The following is an 18,288-nucleotide window of genomic DNA, read 5'->3' as shown; positions in this document are numbered from 1 at the left end:
CTCCGTCATCCCCGCGAAGGCGGGGATCCAGCGTTTGTCTGCTCTGCCGAGCACTGGATTCCCGCCTTCGCGGGAAGGACGCGGCAGAAATAAGTGCCATTCAAACCGGACACAACAACAGCCCGGGGTCGCACCCATCGGGAACAAGGACGCGTCATGCAACTGAACCAGATCTCGCTGAAGGCCATCACCATCGGCACGATCCTGCTGGTCGGCGCCACTACCGTGGCGCTGGCCCTGTACTCCGGCAACCGCTATCGCGAGGCCGCCCTGGTCGAGCAGACCGACCTGAGTGTCCGCAAGCTGGAAACCCACACCAACCAGCTGCTGCAGCAGCTCGCGGCCAATGCCCGCCTGGTCGGCCATGCGCTGAGCAATGATCCGGCCTTCCAGCACATCCTGGGCAACAGCGGCATGGGCAGCCGCCGGCTGGCCGCCTACCTGGAGCAATCCATCCACGACCTGGGTCAGGCCACCGGCCTGGAGGGCTATCGGATCGGCGTCTATGCCGCCGATGGCGAGCCGCTGGCCGGCAGCGGTGAGCTGGCCATGGACGGCGCTCTGGACCCCGAGACCCTGCAGGCCCGCCGGGAGGCGGGAGACAAGGACCAGCTGCGCCTGACAGCGACCGGGCCGGTGCTGTCCCTGACACTGCCGGCCGGCACCCCGCAGCGTGGCGCCTGGCTGGAGATCCAGGCCCGGCTGGACACCGCCATACAGCGGCTGGAAGCCGCCCTGGGCCAGCCATTGCTGCTGACCACCCGCGACGGCAAGCCCCTGTACCGCTCCTCCGACTGGCAGACCGGCAAGGGCCAGGACCGCATCAGCGTCAGCCGGACCCTGAACGACGCCGTAGGCAGGCCTCTGCTGACACTGAGCGCCCAGCAGCCCCAGAACCGGCTGATCACCAACATGCTGGAGGTGCGCAACCAGACCGCCGTAGCCTATGTGGTGCTGTTCGGCGGCGCGCTGCTGATCGCGCTGGGCATCTTCAACCGCTTCCTGTTCGCCCCGGTCAACGACCTGATCCAGGACATGCGTCGCGGCGCCGACGGTGATCTGGACAGCCGGGTACGCGAAGACCAGCTGCGCGAATTCAGCCTGCTCGGCCAGGCCTTCAACCGCATGACCCGCAAGATGAAGGAGAACCTGGAGCGCGAGCGCCAGGCCGCCGAGGACCTGACCGGCAAGGTGGAACTGATCCAGGAAGTGGTGGAAATGGCCGCTCAGGGCGACCTGACCGGTCAGCTGATGATCTACCGCGACGACGACATCATCTCCGAGCTGGCCAGAGGCGTGCAGGGCATGCTGGACAGCCTCAACGGCCTGGTCGCGCGCATCCAGCAGGCCGGCATCCAGGTGACCTCCTCGGTGACCGAGATCGCCGCCACCGCCAAGCAGCAGGAGGCCACGGTCAGTGAACAGGCCGCCACAACCAACGAGATCCGCGCCACCGTGACCCAGATCTCGGCCACCTCCAACGAGCTGGTGAGCACCATGCACGAAGTCACCGACGTGGCGTTGAAGACATCGGAACAGGCCAATGCCGGCCGCAGCTCGCTCACCCGCATGGAGGAGACCATGCGCCACATGCTGGAGGCGACCAACACCATCAATTCCAAGCTGGCGGTGCTGAGCGAGAAGGCCGCCAACATCAACACCGTGGTGACCACCATCAACAAGGTTTCGGACCAGACCAACCTGCTCTCGCTCAACGCCGCCATCGAGGCCGAGAAGGCCGGCGAGTACGGCGTGGGCTTCGCCGTGGTGGCCACCGAGATCCGCCGCCTGGCCGACCAGACCGCGGTGGCGACCTGGGACATCGAGCAGATGGTCAAGGAAATGCAGTCCGCGGTCTCGGCCGGCGTCATGGGCATGGAGAAGTTTTCCACCGAGGTGCGCACCGGTGTGGACGACGTGCGCAATGTCAGCTCCCAGCTCGGGCGCATCATCGAAGAGGTGGAAAATCTCATCCCCCGCTACGAAGAGGTGCACGAGGGCATGCAGTCCCAGGCCCAGGGTGCGAACCAGATCAACGACGCCATGGTGCAGCTGGCCGAATCCTCGCAGCAGACGGCCGAATCGCTGCGCCAGTCCAACGGCGCCATCCAGCAGCTCAACGAGGCGGCGCGGCGGCTGCAGGAAGGCGTCTCGCATATCAGGCTCAATGCCTGAGCCATGACCGAGGCCTGTATGAATGGCGTATATCCGTTTCCTTCATTCTGTCATTCCGGCGCAGGCCGGAATCCAGAAACCACTGCGGCCCGTGGATTCCGGCCTGCGCCGGAATGACAGGGAAATCGTCAAGCACCCTGCAATTCGTTTCAGGATTTCATAACAGCCGATATGCTTCATGTCCTGTTTCACCTCGACGACCAGCGCTATGCCCTGGAGACCGGGCGGCTGGTCGAGGTCGTGCCCTTCGTCGAATTACGCGAGCTGCCACGGGCACCGGCCTGCGTCGCCGGCCTGTTCGACTACCGCGGCCGCATGGTGCCGGTCATCGATCTCACCGCCCTGGCCCTGGGCCGTCCCAGCCGGGTGTTGCACAGCACCCGCATTCTGCTGATCGACTATCCGCTTGCCGAGGGCGGCAGCAGGCCGCTGGGCCTGCTGGCCGAACGGGTGGTGGAGACCCTCAAGCTCGCGCCGGAGGCCTTCACCGATGCCGGGGTGGAGATCCCCGAGGCCCATTATCTCGGCCGGGTGGCCCACGATGAACGCGGTCTGCTGCAGGCCATTGAAACCGATGCGCTGCTCACCCCCGAGGTGGAGGCACTGCTGTTTCAGGATGCGGCCACATGCAGCTGAACCGGATCGAACAGCTGCTCAAGCAGACCATGGGACTGAACGCAGCCTCCATCGGCTCCAGTGCCATCCAGCGCGCCGTGCGCGAGCGCATGCGGCGTACCCATATCGACGATAGCGAGCGCTATCGGCAACGCCTGGAAACCAGCCCCGAGGAAATCCACGAGCTGATCGAGCTGGTGGTCATCCCCGAGACCTGGTTCTTCCGCAACTGGCATCCCTTCCAGGCCCTGAAGCAGCACCTGGAACGGCACTGGCTGCCACGCCACGGCGAGCGCGGCCTGCGCCTGCTGAGTCTGCCCTGCTCGACCGGCGAGGAACCCTACACGCTGGCCATGGTACTGGCCGACCTGGGGCTGGAGCCGGGCCGGGCCGAGGTCCACGGCGTGGACATCAGCCGGCGCAACATCGACAGTGCGCGGCTGGGCATCTACCGCCAGAACTCCTTTCGCGGCGACCACCTCGAGTACCGCGATGCCTACTTCCATCACGCCGAGGACCGCTACCACCTGCGCCCCGACATCCGCGAGCGGGTCCGCTTCGAGCAGGGCAATCTGCTCGACCCCGATTTCAGCCGCGACCGGGCACCCTATGACATCATCTTCTGCCGCAATCTGCTCATCTACTTCGACCGGCCGACCCAGGACCAGGCGGTCGACATCCTGGAACGGCTGCTCACCCGCGACGGCCTGCTGTTCGTGGGTCATGCCGAGACCGGCGTGCTTGCCGGGCGCGGTTTCCGCTCACTGAACCTGCCCCAGAGTTTCGGCTTCCAGCGCGAGACACTCATGGCCGGTGAGCCGGCCCCGTCTACCGCCCGCACCCGCCCGGTGCGCCGGACCCGGCGCACGCCGGTACGCCCGCGCCGCCAGCCGCGGCCGCACTGGATCGACCAGAAGGAACAGGCCGTGCCCGCGCCGCCGCAGAACGCGGCCGATCCGGGCGTGGAGCAGCTGGAGCAGGCCACCCGGCTGGCCGACGACGGCCACCTGGTCGAGGCCGCCGAGCTGTGCGAACAGATCCTGCAAGCCCAGGGCCCGCAGGCCCAGGCGCTGTATCTACTGGGCCTGATCCGCGATGCCGCCGGCGAGCCCGAGGAGGCCGAGCAGCTGCTGCGCCAGGCGATCTACCTGGATCCGGCCCACTGCCCGGCCATGCTGCACCTGGCCCTGGTGCTGGAGCGCCGCGGCGAGGCCCTGGCAGCACAACGCATGCAGGAACGGCTTGAACGCTGTCAGCAACGCGAGGCCGCGAATCCAACATGAGCGCGTGCGACGACAAGGCCCTGAACATCGACGACTGCTGGAACCGCATCGGCATCTGGCGCCGCGAGGGCGAGCCCTGCCCGCGCCTGGCCAAGCTGATGCACTGCCACAACTGCGAGGTCTACTCCCGCTCCGGCCGCACCATGCTGGAACGGCCGTTGGACGCCCCGGTACGGGCCGAGTTCACCCGCATCTATGCGGAACCGCCGGCGGCGGCGCAGGCGCACAACCGCGCCGCGCTGATCTTCCGCCTGGGGGATGAATGGCTGGGCATCAACAGCCGCTGTGTCGACGAGATCACCGGCGCCCGGCCGGTACAGCGGCTGCCGCACGTGCCCGGCAATCTGGTCAAGGGCCTGGTCAACCTGCGCGGCGAGCTGCAGCTGTGCATCTCGCTCGGCGGCCTACTGGGCCTGGAGCGCGGCGATCACAGGCCCCGCATGGGCAGTGTCGGCATCGGCGACCGCATGATCCAGATCCAGCGCGACGGCCAGCGCTACGTGTTCCCCGTCACCGAGGTCCACGGCCTGCACCGCTATCATGACAGTGAACTGCACAGCCCGCCGGCCACCCTGAGCAAGGCCCGCGGCACCTACACCCGCGGCGTACTGGCCTGGCGCGAGCTGCAGGTCGGCATGCTGGACGACGGTCTGATCTTTCACAGCCTGGAGCGGGATCTGCGATGAGCGGTGAGTCGATCAACCCGGTGATGCTGGAGCTGTTCCGCTCGGAGCTGGAGACGCACACGGCGGCCCTGGGCGAGGGGCTGCTGCAGCTCGAATCCGCGCCTGGTGCCAGCGCCCCGCTGGAGGCGCTGATGCGCGCGGCCCATTCCATCAAGGGCGCGGCCCGGATCGTGGATGTCGCCCCGGCAGTACGGCTGGCGCATGCCATGGAGGACTGGTTCGTCGGCGTCCAGCAGCAGCGCACCACCCCGACGGCCGATAAGATCGATGCCCTGCTCAAGGCCACCGACCTGCTGCGCGGTATCTCCACCCATGCCGACGACCCGGCCTGGCTGCAGCAGCAGGAACCGGCCATCGACGGTCTGGTCGCGGCCGTGACGGGAGAGGCCGAGCCGCCACCGGCGACCACGGGTGGCGAGACCAACGCCTCCGCCGAGCCCCCCCGCTCCGAGCCTGCCCCGCAGGAGAACAATCCGGACCCCGCCATGCTGGAGCTGTTCCGCGGCGAGGCCGAGGCTCAGCTGGCCGTGCTCATGGACGGCCTGCTGCAGCTGGAAACCAGCCCCGGCGACAGCGCCGCCCATGAAACCCTGATGCGTGCGGCCCATTCGCTCAAGGGTGCGGCCCGCATGGTCGGTATCGACGCCGCGGTGCGGCTGGCGCATGCCATGGAGGATGTCTTCGTCGCCGTTCAGCAGGGCGGGCGGGAACTCAGTCCCGAGGCGGTGGATGTCCTGCTGCAGGCCACCGACCTGCTGCAGCGGCTGGGACAGAGTCCGGACATCGCTGACTGGTGCCGCCAGCACACCGACGACGTCGACCGGCTGAGCGGTCTGTTGACGGACATCCTCGCCGGGCGGGAGATCGAAGCCCCGGCAGCGGCCGCCGCGGCCGGAACGAACGCACCAACCGACGGCGGCGCGCGAGCCGCCGACAGCGCCATCCGGGTCTCCAGCGAAAGTCTCAACCGACTGATGGGCCTGGCCGGCGAGGTCCAGGTCGAGGCGCGCTGGCTGCGGCCCTTCGCTGATGGCCTGCAACATATCAAGCAGTACCAGTCGGAGCTGATCGGACTGCTGGACCGGTTGCGCGACACCCTGGATTCACCCCACATCGACGACTTCGCCCGCAACCTGTTCAACGACGCCCTGCGCCGCGCCGGTGACTGCCGGCATCTGCTCAACGACCGTCTGGGCGAGCTGGAGGAATACGACCGCCGCACCCACAACCTGGCCGGGCGGCTCAACCGCGAGGTGGTGGCCAGCCGCATGCGTCCCTTCGCCGACGGCGTGCACGGCTTCCAGCGCATGGTGCGAGACATCAGCCGCTCGCTGGGCAAGCAGGTGCGGCTCGACATCCGCGGTCTGGAGACCCGGGTCGACCGCGACATCCTGGAAAAGATCGAGGCCCCGCTCAATCACCTGCTGCGCAACGCCCTGGATCACGGCATCGAGACACCGGAGGAACGCGCCGCGGCCGGCAAGCCGGAACAGGCCCGGCTGCGTCTGGAGGCCATGCACAGCGCCGGCATGCTGTCGATCATCGTCGAGGACGACGGCCGCGGCATGGATCTGGAGGTGCTGCGCCGGAAGGTGGTCGACAAGCAGCTGGTCAGCGCGGAGATGGCGAAGGAGCTGAGCGAGTCCGAACTGATGGAGTTCATCTTCCTGCCCGGCTTCTCCACCCGCAGCGAGGTCACCGAGATCTCCGGCCGCGGCGTGGGCCTGGACGTGGTGCACAGCGTGGTGCAGGAGATGCACGGCCTGGTCAACGCCGTCTCGCATCCCGGCAGGGGCATGCGCTTTCACATGCAGCTGCCGCTCACGCTGTCGGTGATGCGCTCGCTGCTGGTGGAGATCGCCGGCGAGCCCTACGCGGTGCCGCTGGCCCAGATCAACCGCACGCTCAAGCTCGACCGCGGCCAGATCCAGATCATGGAGGGGCGCCAGTACTTCACCCTGGGCAATCATCACATCGGCCTGGTGGCCGGCAACCAGTTGCTCGGCCTGCCCGAGGCACCGCCCGACGCGGACGAAGCCTGCGTCCTGGTGCTGGGCGAGCGCCTGGACCGCTACGGCTTCGTGGTCGATCGTTTCCTGGGTGAACGCACTCTGGTGGTCAACCCGCTGGACCCGCGTCTGGGCAAGCTCAAGGACATCGCCGCCTGCGCGGTGCTGGAGGACGGCCGGCCCTGCCTGATCCTGGACGTGGACGACCTGCTGCGCTCGGCCGACCTGCTGATCGCCGGCGCCCGCCTGGACCGCATCGAGCAGACCCGCAGCCACAAACCGGTCAAGACCGGCAAGCGCATCCTGGTGGTGGACGATTCCATCACGGTGCGCGAGGTCGAGCGCAACATGCTCGCCAATATCGGTTATGCGGTCGAGGTGGCCGTCGACGGCATGGACGGCTGGAACGCCGTGCGCGTGGGCGACTATGACCTGGTGATCAGCGACATCGACATGCCGCGCATGAACGGCTTCGAGTTCGTCAGTCACATCAAGCAGGACCCGGGGCTGAAACACACCCCGGTGATGATCGTCTCCTACAAGGACCGCGAGGAGGATCGCAACAGGGGACTGGAGGTCGGCGCCGACTATTACCTGACCAAGGGCAGTTTCCAGGATGCGACTCTGATCGATGCCGTGCTGGACCTGATCGGGGAACCGTGAGGAGTGGAATGAATCCCAACACACAGATGCATACCGTGATAAGAGTCCGGGGCCGAATGACATCTACGTAAGCCGATTACAATTTATCCGTCATTCCCGCGCAGGCGGGAATCCAGATACCGCGGTGGTTGCTGGATCCCCGCCTGCGCGGGGATGACGGGACTATCGAACATGCAGGTCGGGTTAGCGACAGCGTAACCCGACAAGCAGGGCGGCCGGCGTCTACGCCTGTTTTTGAGTTGCTTTTGCTGTTTACACGGAGTTAATCGCACATGCTGCGTATCGCCATTGTCAATGACATGCCGCTCGCCCGTCAGGTGCTGCAGCAGCTGATCCTGGCCAGCGGTCGCTACCGCATCGCCTGGGTGGCCGAGGACGGGGCCCAGGCCGTGGCGCTGGCCGAGCAGGACAAGCCCGACATCATCCTGATGGACCTGATCATGCCGGAGCTCGACGGCGTGGAGGCCACCCGCCGGATCATGCAGCAGGCCGCCTGCGCCATCGTCATCGTCACCTCCAGCGTCAACACCAACGCCGCCCGGGTGTTCGAGGCCATGGGCGCCGGCGCCCTGGACGCCATCAACACCCCGGTGCTGGGGCTGTCCGGCGAGCAGGAGGGCCGTGAGCAGATGCTCTACAAGCTCGACACCATCGCCCGGCTGGTCGAGGCCACCCGGCGGGTGCAGCCCCTGGACCGGCCCCAGCCGCCGCCGCGGGCGGTGCCGCACAAGGGCGAGTACCTGGTCGCCATCGGCGCCTCGACCGGCGGGCCGGCGGCCATCCGTACCATCCTGTCGGCCTTTCCGGCCGATTTTCCGGCCGCTTTCGTGATCATCCAGCACGTTGACGAGCAGTTCGCCCCCAGTTTCGCCCGCTGGCTGGACGAGGAACTGGCCCTGCCGGTGCGGCTGGCCCGGCAGGGCGACCGTATCCGGGTCGGCGAGGTGCTGGTGGCCGGGCGCGGCGAGGCCCACCTGGTCATGGACGCCGAGCAGCGACTGGGCTACACCCCGGAGCCGGAAAACTACCCCTACCGGCCCTCGGTGAACGTATTTTTCGAGTCAATGGCTCAATTTTGGACGCATCATGCCGTTGGTATCTTATTGACAGGGATGGGCCGCGACGGCGGCGCCGGGCTGCTGGCCCTGAAACAGGCCGGTTGTCATACTATCGCGCAGGATCGCGAGACCAGCGCTATCTATGGCATGCCCAAAACCGGCCGCCGACCTGCAGGCAGCCAGTGAAATCCTGCCGTTGAACCAGATTGCTGTCGCCATTGAAGAAGCGATCAGCCGCAACAAGGGATAGCATCACACAGCTCATGAAGGAATCCGCAATCATGCAGCCGCAGGCCAGCGAGACCGACACGGATCAGCCGTGCGTGGTGCTGCTGGTCGACGACCAGGAGATGGTGGCCGAGGGCATCCGCCGCATGGTGGAGGATGAACCGGGCATCGAGCTGCACTATTGCCAGGACCCGCGCAACGCCATCCAGATGGCCACTGAGCTCAAGGTCACGACCATCCTCCAGGATCTGGTCATGCCCGAGATCGACGGCATCATGCTGGTACGTTTCTACCGCGCCAATCCGGTCACCCAGGACATCCCCGTCATCGTGCTCTCCAGCAAGGAAGACCCGACCATCAAGAGCGACGCCTTCAGCTGCGGCGCCAACGACTATCTGGTCAAGCTGCCGGACAAGATCGAGCTGGTCGCGCGGGTACGCGCCCACTCGCGCAGCTACCTGCTGCAGAGGGAACGCGACGCGGCCTATCACGCCCTGCGCGAGATCCAGCGCCAGCTGGAGGAAAGCAACACCCAGCTCGAGGAAAGCAACCGCGAGCTGCAGCGCCTGTCCTCGCTGGATGGCTTGACCGGCATCGCCAACACCGCCGCCAGTTTCGAAAGAGGCTGGACAAGAGGAATGGCAGCGGTCCCTGCCGCAACTGCACACGGCCCCTGGGCCCGTGCAGATGTCGACGACATCGAGTACTTCAAACGCTACACACGACACCCACGGCCACCAGGCCTCGGCGACGACTGTCTCAAGGCCGTGGCACGCGAGCTCGATCATGTCATTCATCGGCCTTCCGACCTGATGGCCCGCTATGGCGGCGAGGAGTTCGGCGTCATTCTGCCCGACACCGATGATGAAGGCGCCCTGCAGGTGGCAGAAAAGAGGCGGAGGCCATCCACGCACCAGTCAACAAATCCGAGCACGAGAGGCCTCCACTCCTCCCGACGCATCATACCTGAGCATCCGGCAGCCATCGCCACTGCCACCCCCGCGGCGGCCACCCGATGGACCTGACTCAAGCAGGCCGACGCCGCCCTCTACTCCAGGCCAGAAAGCGAAGGTCGCAACCGCATCGTGATCCACTCCACACCCCCGGTCGAAATGTGATGCCAGACCCCGCCGGACTTTCGCCAAACCGCGCTGCAATCCCCTAGCATTAACGAGGCCGTTGACCGTACAGATTAACGGAGCCCGTTATGACCTGTTCCGTTGTTTATAGGAAAGCTTATCAAGTGCAAGACAACAAACAAACGGACTGTGTCGAGTCTGTCCGGTCCGCCTTTTTTTGCCTAAGGTCCCAACTTTCCTGGTCATCGATCCCGAATGAGTGCATCGACTGCCAACACGTGTTGCGAACCGAAATGCCCGGCCCGGGGGGCCATCTTTCTTTTCGCCGAGGACGACATCCCAGAGGGGACAGGAGCATTTCCTCCTCGAAACTAAAACGTGCGAGCTGTCCCAGAACTGGCCGGGCCGGGTGCTCATGGGAAATAAGCCCGCCCCCACACCCAACGCTTGAAGGATGGGACTGCAAGCCGGACAAAATAGAAACTGCGGAGAAAGAGTGCTGCGGTGGAGATGTCGTATACGGTTACACCTCCCCCGGCATTGCCGGCGCAGGCCGGATTTCCATATACCGAAGCGTCGGACTGGGATCCCCCGGCCTTCGTGCCGGATGACAACTTTCCACATAATGGCTGTCAACCCTCAATTCTAATCGCAAGTCAAATCGGCGGTGGACATGAGCACATCCACCCTCGCCAACCGTCCAGCGGCCACCACCCCTGGCACAACCGACCTGCGTGGCCGCGTCCGCGCACCAATTCTGGAACGCTGGCGTGATCACTCTCCCCGACCTTTCCGCGCCCTGAGCTATCCTGCCCCAGCCGCTGGGGGCGGCCGTACCTGCGGGCCCCGGCTGCTTGGAGCCCGGCCGGCGGAACGGCCCCCGCGCCCTGCTCGAGCCCCGCCTGCTCACCTGTCCGACTACCCTCGTGAAACGCATCACCAGCCCCCGGCCTGTCTGGAAGCCGGGGAGGACGGGCGGCTGGCGCTGGTCGAGGGCCCTGCGCCGGCCACGGGGCCTGTTCGGCGAGGAGACAACCTGGGCCGGTGAACTGTCCGAACAACCCCTGCGTGGAACTGTTTCAAGGAACTGACCCTGAACCGGGTGGAACTTGCCGCAGCCGCCGCCGATTCGTGCAGCGTCTGGGCCGCGGCCGACCGCCGCCGGCCGGGCGCCGCAGGCGCTGGAGCTCGAGGCCCGTACATCGTCTACCGCGGTGGCGTGCCTGGGCACGACCAGCTTGCCGCCCTGCAGGTCGAGGACCCGGCCCGGCCCGGCTGGACAAATGCCCTGGCCAGGCGCCACGCGTCGCCTGTACGGAAGAACTCGGCCTGGTAGGTGGTCGGCGAACCGAGCCTGACTGCGCCGAACGCGCCTGGCTGGCGCAACGCCTGCGGCAAAAACCGAACTGTCTGTGGCCTGCGCCAGGGCAGGACGGCGGGACGGAGAACTTCACCCGACATCACCGGGGAACGTCCGACACTGCCCCCCCACCCCGCCCACCGCCCCCAATGTCTGGATAGCATTTATGCCGGCACCGATGCTCCGGAACTGCGCCGGCGCGCGAACGACTTCGCCGCGGACCATCCGGACAGCCCGCTGCAACCGCAGCTGACGGTATTCGGCGCCGACTCGGCCGAGCAGGAGGCCCGCGCCATCGAGCTGCGCATCCGCCAGTGGCTGCTGGAAGGGCGGCGCAACCTGGGCATCGTCACCGAGGACCGGCGCCTGGCACGGCGGGTACGCGCCCTGCTGGAACGCGCCGGGGTGGAGCTCAGTGACAGCGGCGGCTGGGCCCTGTCCACCACCAGTGCCGCCACCGCGGTCGAGCGCTGGCTGGAATCGGTGGAGCAGGACTTCGAGCACCGCCCGCTGCTGGATTTTCTCAAATCCCCCTTCGCCTGCGGCGAGGAGCGCGAACTGCATCTGCTGCAGGTCTACCGTCTGGAGCAGGACATCATCCTGCAGGGCCGCATCGCCCGCGGCATCCCCCGCTACCGCCGTCAGCTCGGCACGCGCCAGGAACTGCTGGGGGACTGGCCGGCGGCCGAGTACCAGGGGCTGTTCGCCCTGCTCGACCGACTGGAGGCCGCCGCGGCCGGACTGCGCGAACTGCTGACCGGAAAATATCCGGCCGAGCGTTTCCTGCAGACCCTGCGTGACAGCCTGGACGAGCTCGGGGTCTGGACCGCGCTGGAACGGGACCCCGCCGGCGAGCGCATACTGCGGGTATGGGAACGGCTGCACAGCGCCGCATCCCTGACCCCGCTGGAACTCGACTGGAACGAGTTCCGCACCTGGTTCGGCCGCAGCCTGGAGACGGCCCACTTCAGCCCCGCCGGGGCCGGCGGCCCGGTACGCCTGCTGTCACTGGAACAGAGCCAGTGCCTGCGTTTCGACGGCCTGATCATTGCCGCCTGCGATGCCCTGCACCTGCCGGGGGGCCCGCCCGCCGGACCCTTCTTCAACGACCGGGTGCGGCGCGAACTCGGTCTGCCGGTCTGGCACGAACGCCTGGGCCGGCGCTTCGCCCTGTTCCGGCACCTGCTCACCGGCGCCGGCCGGCTACTGCTCACCCGCCGGCGCGAGGATCAGGGTGAGCCGGTGCTGCCCAGCCCCTGGCTGGAACTGCTGCAGGGCTTTCACCGGCTGGCCTGGGACGACGACCTGGAGGACGCCGACCTCGGCCAGAGGCTCAATCAGGCCGGCAGCCGGGTGCGCCCCGCCGCGCCGCCGCCGCTGCCCGAACCGCCGGTCCGTCCGCGCCCGGTCCTGCCCGCCGGCCTGCGTCCGCACCGGGTCAGCGCCAGCAGTCATCAGCGCCTGATCGACTGCCCCTATGCCTGGTTCGCCGGCGACGGTCTGAGCCTGAAACCACCGGAGGCCATCCGCGAGGCACTGCAGAAACAGGATTACGGTGAACGCGTGCACCGCTGCCTGGAGGCTTTCCATGGGCAGGTCCGCGGCCTGCCCGGCCCCTTCGCCGAGGCCGTCACAACAACCAATCGGGAGGCGGCCATCGCCCTGCTCGAACGCATCAGCGAGGCCGTGTTCGCCCGCGACCTGGAGGACAACTTCCAGCACCGCGGCTGGCTCAAGCGCTGGCAGGAGCGCATCCCCGCCTACATCGACTGGCAGATCGAACGGGCACGGGACTGGCAGGTCCAGCAGGTGGAACAGCAGATCGAGCGTCCCCTGAGCCCGGACCTGGTTCTGCGCGGCCGGCTCGACCGCATCGACCGCGGCGCGCAGGGCCTGGCCATCATCGACTACAAAACCGGCCGCACCCCGGACAGCGAACAGGTGGAGACGGGCGAGGCCGTGCAGCTGCCCTTCTACCGGCTGCTGCTGGAGGCGCCGGTGACCCGCAGCAGCTACCTGCCGCTGGACGACAAGGGCCGGAAGGTACAGGACCGGGTGGCGCTGGAGGACGAGGCGCTGGAGCAATTGAGCACGGCCGTGCGTGAACGGCTGCAGCGGCTGGCCGCGGACATGGACGCCGGCGCACCCCTGCCGGCCTGGGGCGATGACCTGACCTGCCGTCGCTGCGACCTCGACGGCCTGTGCCGCAAGGCAGTGTGGGATGGGTAGAAACCTGCAACAAAGAAAAAGGGCGACCTCCCGGCCGCCCCCTTCCCGGAGGACATTCCTGTCCCCTTCACTTCCCTGTAATCCTGTCCGTCCTGGACCCGTCCCTGTTGCTTCCCCTGGCTTGCGAAGCTTCCGTGTCCCGCGTTTCCATATGAAACAAGCGAATTCCATGCCAATATTGGCATTCCACCCCAGATATTTACTCTTACGTTCTGATATAAAAGTAATTTTTTATTCATCCCGCTGACACTGGTCCGGCCCATTGCCGCCGCTGTCTGCCGGAAAAACAGCGCCGCTGCCGGCATTCCGGCGCCGAGTTTACCGGTCAGCGGGCCTGACGTATGCTCTGGCGCCATGACCTCCCCCCTGGACGCGACCCTGCCGACGGCCAACGCCACGGTGCATGCCTCGGCCGGCACCGGCAAGACCTGGCTGCTGGTGACCCGGCTGGTACGGCTGCTGCTGGAGGGCGTGGAGCCGGGCCGGATTCTGGCCGTGACCTTTACCCGCAAGGCCGCCGCCGAGATGCTGGAACGGCTCACCGAGCGCCTGCGGCTGCTGGCCACGGTCCCGGACGCCGGGCTCGATCCGCTGCTGGCACAGATGGGCGTGGAGCCCGGCCCGGCGGTGCGCCAGCGCGCGCGCCGGCTGTACGAGTCCGTGTTACGGGCCGATTTCAACCTGCGCGCGACCACCTTTCACTCGGTCTGCCAGGAGATTCTGCAACGCTTCCCGCTGGAGGCCGGCGTGCCGCCGGGTTTCGAGCTGCTGGAGGCTGAGGGCGACTGCCGCGAGGCGGCCTGGGACGCCCTCTATGCCGAGGCCACCGCCGCACCGGAAGGCGATATCGGCCGGGCGCTGGACACCCTGATGGACGGCTGCGGCGGTCTGGCCAATGTGCAGTCGGCCCTGGGCAGCTTCCTCGCCCACCGCATCGACTGGTGGGCCTTCACCGACAGCCGGGGCGATCCGGTGACCTGGGTCGGCGAGCGGCTGCGCGAACAGCTCGACATCGAGCCTGACCTCGACCCGGAACAGGCCTTCTTCGATGAACTGAGCTGCCGGCGCCTGCAGAACTTCCGCGACCTGCTGCTGCAGCATCCGATCGACAAACACAAACAACAGGCCGCGGCGATCGAGGCGGCCCTCGACACCCGGCTGTCGGCCGAGGCACGTATCGAGGCGCTCCGGCCCGCCCTGCTGACACAGAAGGGCGAGCCACTCAGCCGCAAGACCAGCAACACGCTGGAAAAGAAACTCGGCAGCGCCGGTGCGGAACAATTCCTGAATCTGCATGCTCAATTGTGCGAACAGTATCTGGCGTTGCTCGACGCCCGCCAGCGCCGCGCCAACTGGCAGCTCAACCGCGCCTGGTATCGCGCCGGTGCGCGCCTGCTGGAGCATTTCCAGGGCATCAAGCGCAGCCAGCGCCTGCTGGACTTCAGCGATCTGGAATGGCATGCCTATCAGTTATTGAACCGCAGCGAACAGGCCCACTGGGTGCAGTACAAGCTGGACAACCGCATCGATCACCTGCTGGTCGACGAGTTCCAGGACACCAACCCCACCCAGTGGCGGCTGCTGCTGCCCCTGCTGGAGGAACTCAAGGCCGGCAGCGAGCGGCCGCGCAGCGTGTTTCTGGTCGGCGACGAGAAGCAGTCCATCTACCGCTTCCGCCCGGCGACTCGCGCCTGCTCGGCGCGGCCAGTCACTGGCTGGAGCAACACCTCACCAGCCAGCGCCACAGCCTGGCCCGCTCCCGACGTTCGGCCGCGGCGGTGATCGAGTGCGTCAACCGGGTCTTCGACCAGCCCGAGCTGCGCGCGCGGATGCCGGGCTTCGAAACCCACGCGACCTTTCATGAAAGCCTCTGGGGCCGGGTCGAGCTGCTGCCCCTGATCCAGCCCGTGGCCACGGAGGAAGCCACGCCACCAACGGCGTCGACGTTGCGCGATCCGCTCACCCGGCCGCGGGAGCTGGCGCTGGATGAGCGCTACTACCTTGAGGGCCGCCAGGCCGCCGAACGCATCCAGACACTCATCGCCAGCGGCTGCCGCCTGGGCGAAGGCGACGCGGCCCGTCCCGCGCGCTACGGCGACATCCTGATCCTGCTGCGCAGCCGCACCCACGCCGCCGACTATGAGCGCGCCCTGCGCGATGCCGGCATCCCCTGTCTGGGCACGTCCCGCGGCGCGCTGCTCGACAGCCTGGAGGCGCGCGACCTGGAGGCGCTGCTGCAGACCCTGATCGCCCCGCACGACAACCTGGCCCTGGCCCAGGTGCTGCGCTCGCCGCTGTTTGCGGCCGATGACCACGATCTGATCCGACTGGCCGAGCGGAAACAGGGCGACTGGATGGCCCGATTGGCTGCGCTGGCGGAGGATCCGACCACGCCGGCGACCCTGCGCCGCGCCGCCGACTGCCTGCCGCGCTGGCGCGAGCGGGTCGGCCGGCTGCCGGTGCATGACCTGCTGGACCGGGTCTTCTTCGAGGGCGATGTGCTGGACCGCTATGCCGCGGCCACCCCGGAGGCACTGCGCCCCCAGGTACTGGCCAACCTGCAGCGGTTCCTGGAGCTGGCGCTGGAGATCGACAGCGGCCGCTACCCCAGCCTGCCGCGTTTCCTGCAGCAGCTCACCCGGCTGCGCGAACGCAGTGACGAGGCCCCCGACGACGCCCCGCCGGCGGCCGGCGACCGGGTGCGTCTGCTCACCATCCATGGGGCCAAGGGGCTGGAAGCGCCGGTGGTGTTCCTGCTGGATGCCGCCGCCGCCGGCCGCGACCGCAGCGCCTGGCAGGCCCTGGTCGACTGGCCCGCCAGCGAGCCGCACCCGGCCTATTTCCTGCTCAACCCGGGCCAGGCCCGACGCGACAGCGTCAGCCGCGACTGGCAGGCGGCCCAGCAGCAGGCCGAGGCGCGCGAGGATGCCAACCTGCTGTACGTGGCCCTGACCCGGGCCCGGCAGCTGCTGATCGTCTCCGGCAGCGCCCCGGCCCGGGGCAGCGGGACCGGCTGGTACGGCCTGATCCGCAACGGCCTGGCCTCGGGCGGCGACCCGTCCGACCCGCTGCCGGTGCTGGAATCGGGCAGCCCGCCGGCCGCACCGGCAACCGCCCCTGCCACGGCCCGACCCGAAGCTCCCGCACCCGACCCGCGCCTGGCCCGGCCGCTGGAACTGGCCCTGCCCCGCGACCGACTGGCGCCGAGCCGGCGCAATGAGGTCGTCGCCGACAGCGGGCACTTCGATGCCGATGGCCGGCTGCGCGGGCAAGCCGTGCATCTGCTGCTGGAGTGGCTGAGCGAACCCGCGGCGGTGACCGAAGACGTTGCCCTGCGGCGCCTGGCCGCCTGGGCGGGCCGGGACGCGACCGAGGCCGATCTGCAGGCCTGGCTGGCGGAAGCGCGCGAGGTGCTGGATCAACCCGAACTGGCCGGGTTGTTCGATCCCTCACGCTATGAACAGGCCTGGAAGGAGGTGCCGCTGCAATACCTCGACGGCACGGTCCTGGTCGAGGGCATCGTCGACCGGCTGGTGCGCTACCCCGACCGGCTGTGCCTGATCGATTACAAGAGCCACCGCCTGGGCACCCGCGCCGGCCGCGCGGCATGCGGCTTCCTTCCAGGGCCAGATGCGCTACTATGCCGCCGGCGCACAGCGCCTGTGGCCGCGGCTGCCGGTCGAATGCGGTATCCTCTACACCCATTCGCGCGAGCTGGTGATGCTGGACCTCGATTGATGTTGCGTATCCTGCGAATACCGCAGGTCGGGTCAGCCCGAAGGGCGTAACCCGACATCCAGGCCGCATACGTTGGGTTACGGCGCTATCGCGCCTAGCCCGACCTACTTCCAACGCCACGTCATTCCCGCGCAGGCGGGAATCCATGGCTGCTGGATCCCCGCCTGCGCGGGGATGACGGCGTCTGCGGCGCTGTAGGCGATATTTCTGACCGCTGTCTGAACGTAGTGAAGGAGACCCCATGAGCGACCATCCGAATGTAGTGGATGTCAGTTACGACAATTTCGAACAGGTCGTCATCGAGAACTCCCACCGGATCCCGGTCCTGGTCGATTTCTGGGCCGAATGGTGCGGCCCCTGCCAGATGCAGCTGCCGGTACTGCTGCAACTGGCCGAGGAATACGCCGGCCGCTTCCTGCTGGCCAAGGTCGACACCGATGCCGAGCGCGAGCTGGCCGAGCGGTTCCAGATCCGCAGCATCCCCACCATGAAGTTGATCCGCAACGGCGAAGTGGTCGAGGAGATCCTCGGCGCCCAGCCCGAATCCGCGCTGCGCGCACTGCTGGATCGCTATCTGCCGCGTCCCTCCGACGGCGTGCGCGAGGAGGCGCTCGCCAGGGCCGAGGCCGGTCAGGGGGAAGAAGCATTGGGCATGCTGCAGATCGCCGCCGCGGACGACCCGGACAACACCCGCATCCAGCTCGATATTGCCCGTATCGCCATGCGCATCGGCCGCCTGGAAGACGCCCGCAAGGCCCTGGGCAGCCTGCCGCTGGCGATCCAGGAAGAAGAGGAAACCAAGCAGCTGTTCGCCCTGCTGGAACTGTCGAGCGCCGCCGAAGGCGCTCCCGACACGTCTGTGCTGGAGCAGCAGGTGGCCGCCGACGGCACCGATCTGCAGGCGCGCGAGCGGCTGGCCGCCCGTCACGCCGTGGCCGGCGACTATGAGGCCGCCATGGATCAGTACCTGGAAATCCTCAAGCGGGACAAGAACTACAACGAGGGCGCCGGCCGCCGCAGCCTGATCGCCATTTTCGAAATCCTCGGCAACCAGGGCGAGCTGGTGAGCCGCTACCGGCGGCAGATGTCGAATTATTTGTTATAAATAAAGGTGCCAGGGACGACTCGTAATGACGTAGGTCGGGTTAGCGCAGCGTAACCCGAC

Annotated in this window: 11 protein-coding genes and 1 pseudogene; all 12 read left to right on the top strand. The window is 67.5% G+C overall.

What is annotated here, in order from left to right; all coding sequences use genetic code 11:
- Nucleotides 1–156: 156 nt before the first annotated feature.
- The 12 genes and pseudogenes from D6C00_RS16480 to trxA all read left to right on the top strand — a co-directional run bounded on the left by D6C00_RS16480 (nucleotide 157) and on the right by trxA (nucleotide 18,228).
- The gene (locus tag D6C00_RS16480) at nucleotides 157–2,175 is read left to right on the top strand and encodes a methyl-accepting chemotaxis protein (protein WP_305000422.1); all 2,019 of its coding nucleotides are present in this window, start codon (nucleotides 157–159) and stop codon (nucleotides 2,173–2,175) included.
- 171 nt (nucleotides 2,176–2,346) lie between these two features.
- A complete protein-coding gene (locus D6C00_RS12775) occupies nucleotides 2,347–2,811 on the top strand; it encodes a chemotaxis protein CheW (protein WP_125182053.1) in 465 nt (154 codons plus the stop codon).
- The gene (locus D6C00_RS12770) at nucleotides 2,802–4,073 is read left to right on the top strand and encodes a CheR family methyltransferase (RefSeq protein WP_125182052.1); all 1,272 of its coding nucleotides are present in this window, start codon (nucleotides 2,802–2,804) and stop codon (nucleotides 4,071–4,073) included. Before D6C00_RS12775 ends, D6C00_RS12770 begins: the two co-directional genes overlap by 10 nt.
- Nucleotides 4,070–4,759, top strand: a complete 690-nt coding sequence (locus D6C00_RS12765) for a chemotaxis protein CheW (RefSeq protein ID WP_125182051.1) — start codon at nucleotides 4,070–4,072, stop codon at nucleotides 4,757–4,759. Before D6C00_RS12770 ends, D6C00_RS12765 begins: the two co-directional genes overlap by 4 nt.
- Complete coding sequence (locus D6C00_RS12760; protein ID WP_206609567.1) at nucleotides 4,756–7,431, top strand: hybrid sensor histidine kinase/response regulator; 2,676 nt, start codon at nucleotides 4,756–4,758, stop codon at nucleotides 7,429–7,431. The genes D6C00_RS12765 and D6C00_RS12760 overlap by 4 nt, the downstream gene beginning before the upstream one ends.
- Nucleotides 7,432–7,706: 275 nt before the next feature.
- Nucleotides 7,707–8,739: pseudogene (gene cheB / locus D6C00_RS12755) on the top strand (chemotaxis-specific protein-glutamate methyltransferase CheB).
- 13 nt (nucleotides 8,740–8,752) lie between these two features.
- Nucleotides 8,753–9,742, top strand: a complete 990-nt coding sequence (locus tag D6C00_RS12750) for a response regulator (RefSeq protein WP_125182050.1) — start codon at nucleotides 8,753–8,755, stop codon at nucleotides 9,740–9,742.
- Nucleotides 9,743–10,898: 1,156 nt separating this feature from the next.
- The gene (locus D6C00_RS12745; RefSeq protein ID WP_125182049.1) at nucleotides 10,899–11,132 is read left to right on the top strand and encodes a hypothetical protein; all 234 of its coding nucleotides are present in this window, start codon (nucleotides 10,899–10,901) and stop codon (nucleotides 11,130–11,132) included.
- Nucleotides 11,133–13,385, top strand: a complete 2,253-nt coding sequence (locus tag D6C00_RS12740; RefSeq protein WP_125182048.1) for a PD-(D/E)XK nuclease family protein — start codon at nucleotides 11,133–11,135, stop codon at nucleotides 13,383–13,385.
- Between the two features lie 354 nt (nucleotides 13,386–13,739).
- The gene (locus D6C00_RS16155; protein ID WP_241546876.1) at nucleotides 13,740–15,167 is read left to right on the top strand and encodes a UvrD-helicase domain-containing protein; all 1,428 of its coding nucleotides are present in this window, start codon (nucleotides 13,740–13,742) and stop codon (nucleotides 15,165–15,167) included.
- Nucleotides 15,164–17,173: a UvrD-helicase domain-containing protein gene (locus tag D6C00_RS16150; protein WP_241546875.1), complete on the top strand. Its 2,010-nt coding sequence runs from the start codon at nucleotides 15,164–15,166 to the stop codon at nucleotides 17,171–17,173. Before D6C00_RS16155 ends, D6C00_RS16150 begins: the two co-directional genes overlap by 4 nt.
- A gap of 191 nt (nucleotides 17,174–17,364) precedes the next feature.
- Complete coding sequence (trxA, locus tag D6C00_RS12730; RefSeq protein ID WP_125182047.1) at nucleotides 17,365–18,228, top strand: thioredoxin; 864 nt, start codon at nucleotides 17,365–17,367, stop codon at nucleotides 18,226–18,228.
- Nucleotides 18,229–18,288: the final 60 nt, after the last annotated feature.

Origin of the sequence: Thiohalobacter thiocyanaticus, assembly GCF_003932505.1 — a bacterium.
In the GTDB taxonomy this organism is placed as follows: Bacteria; Pseudomonadota; Gammaproteobacteria; order Thiohalobacterales; family Thiohalobacteraceae; genus Thiohalobacter; species Thiohalobacter thiocyanaticus.
Note: the sequence above shows the minus strand (reverse complement) of the source record. Positions and strands in the feature narration are given on the sequence as shown.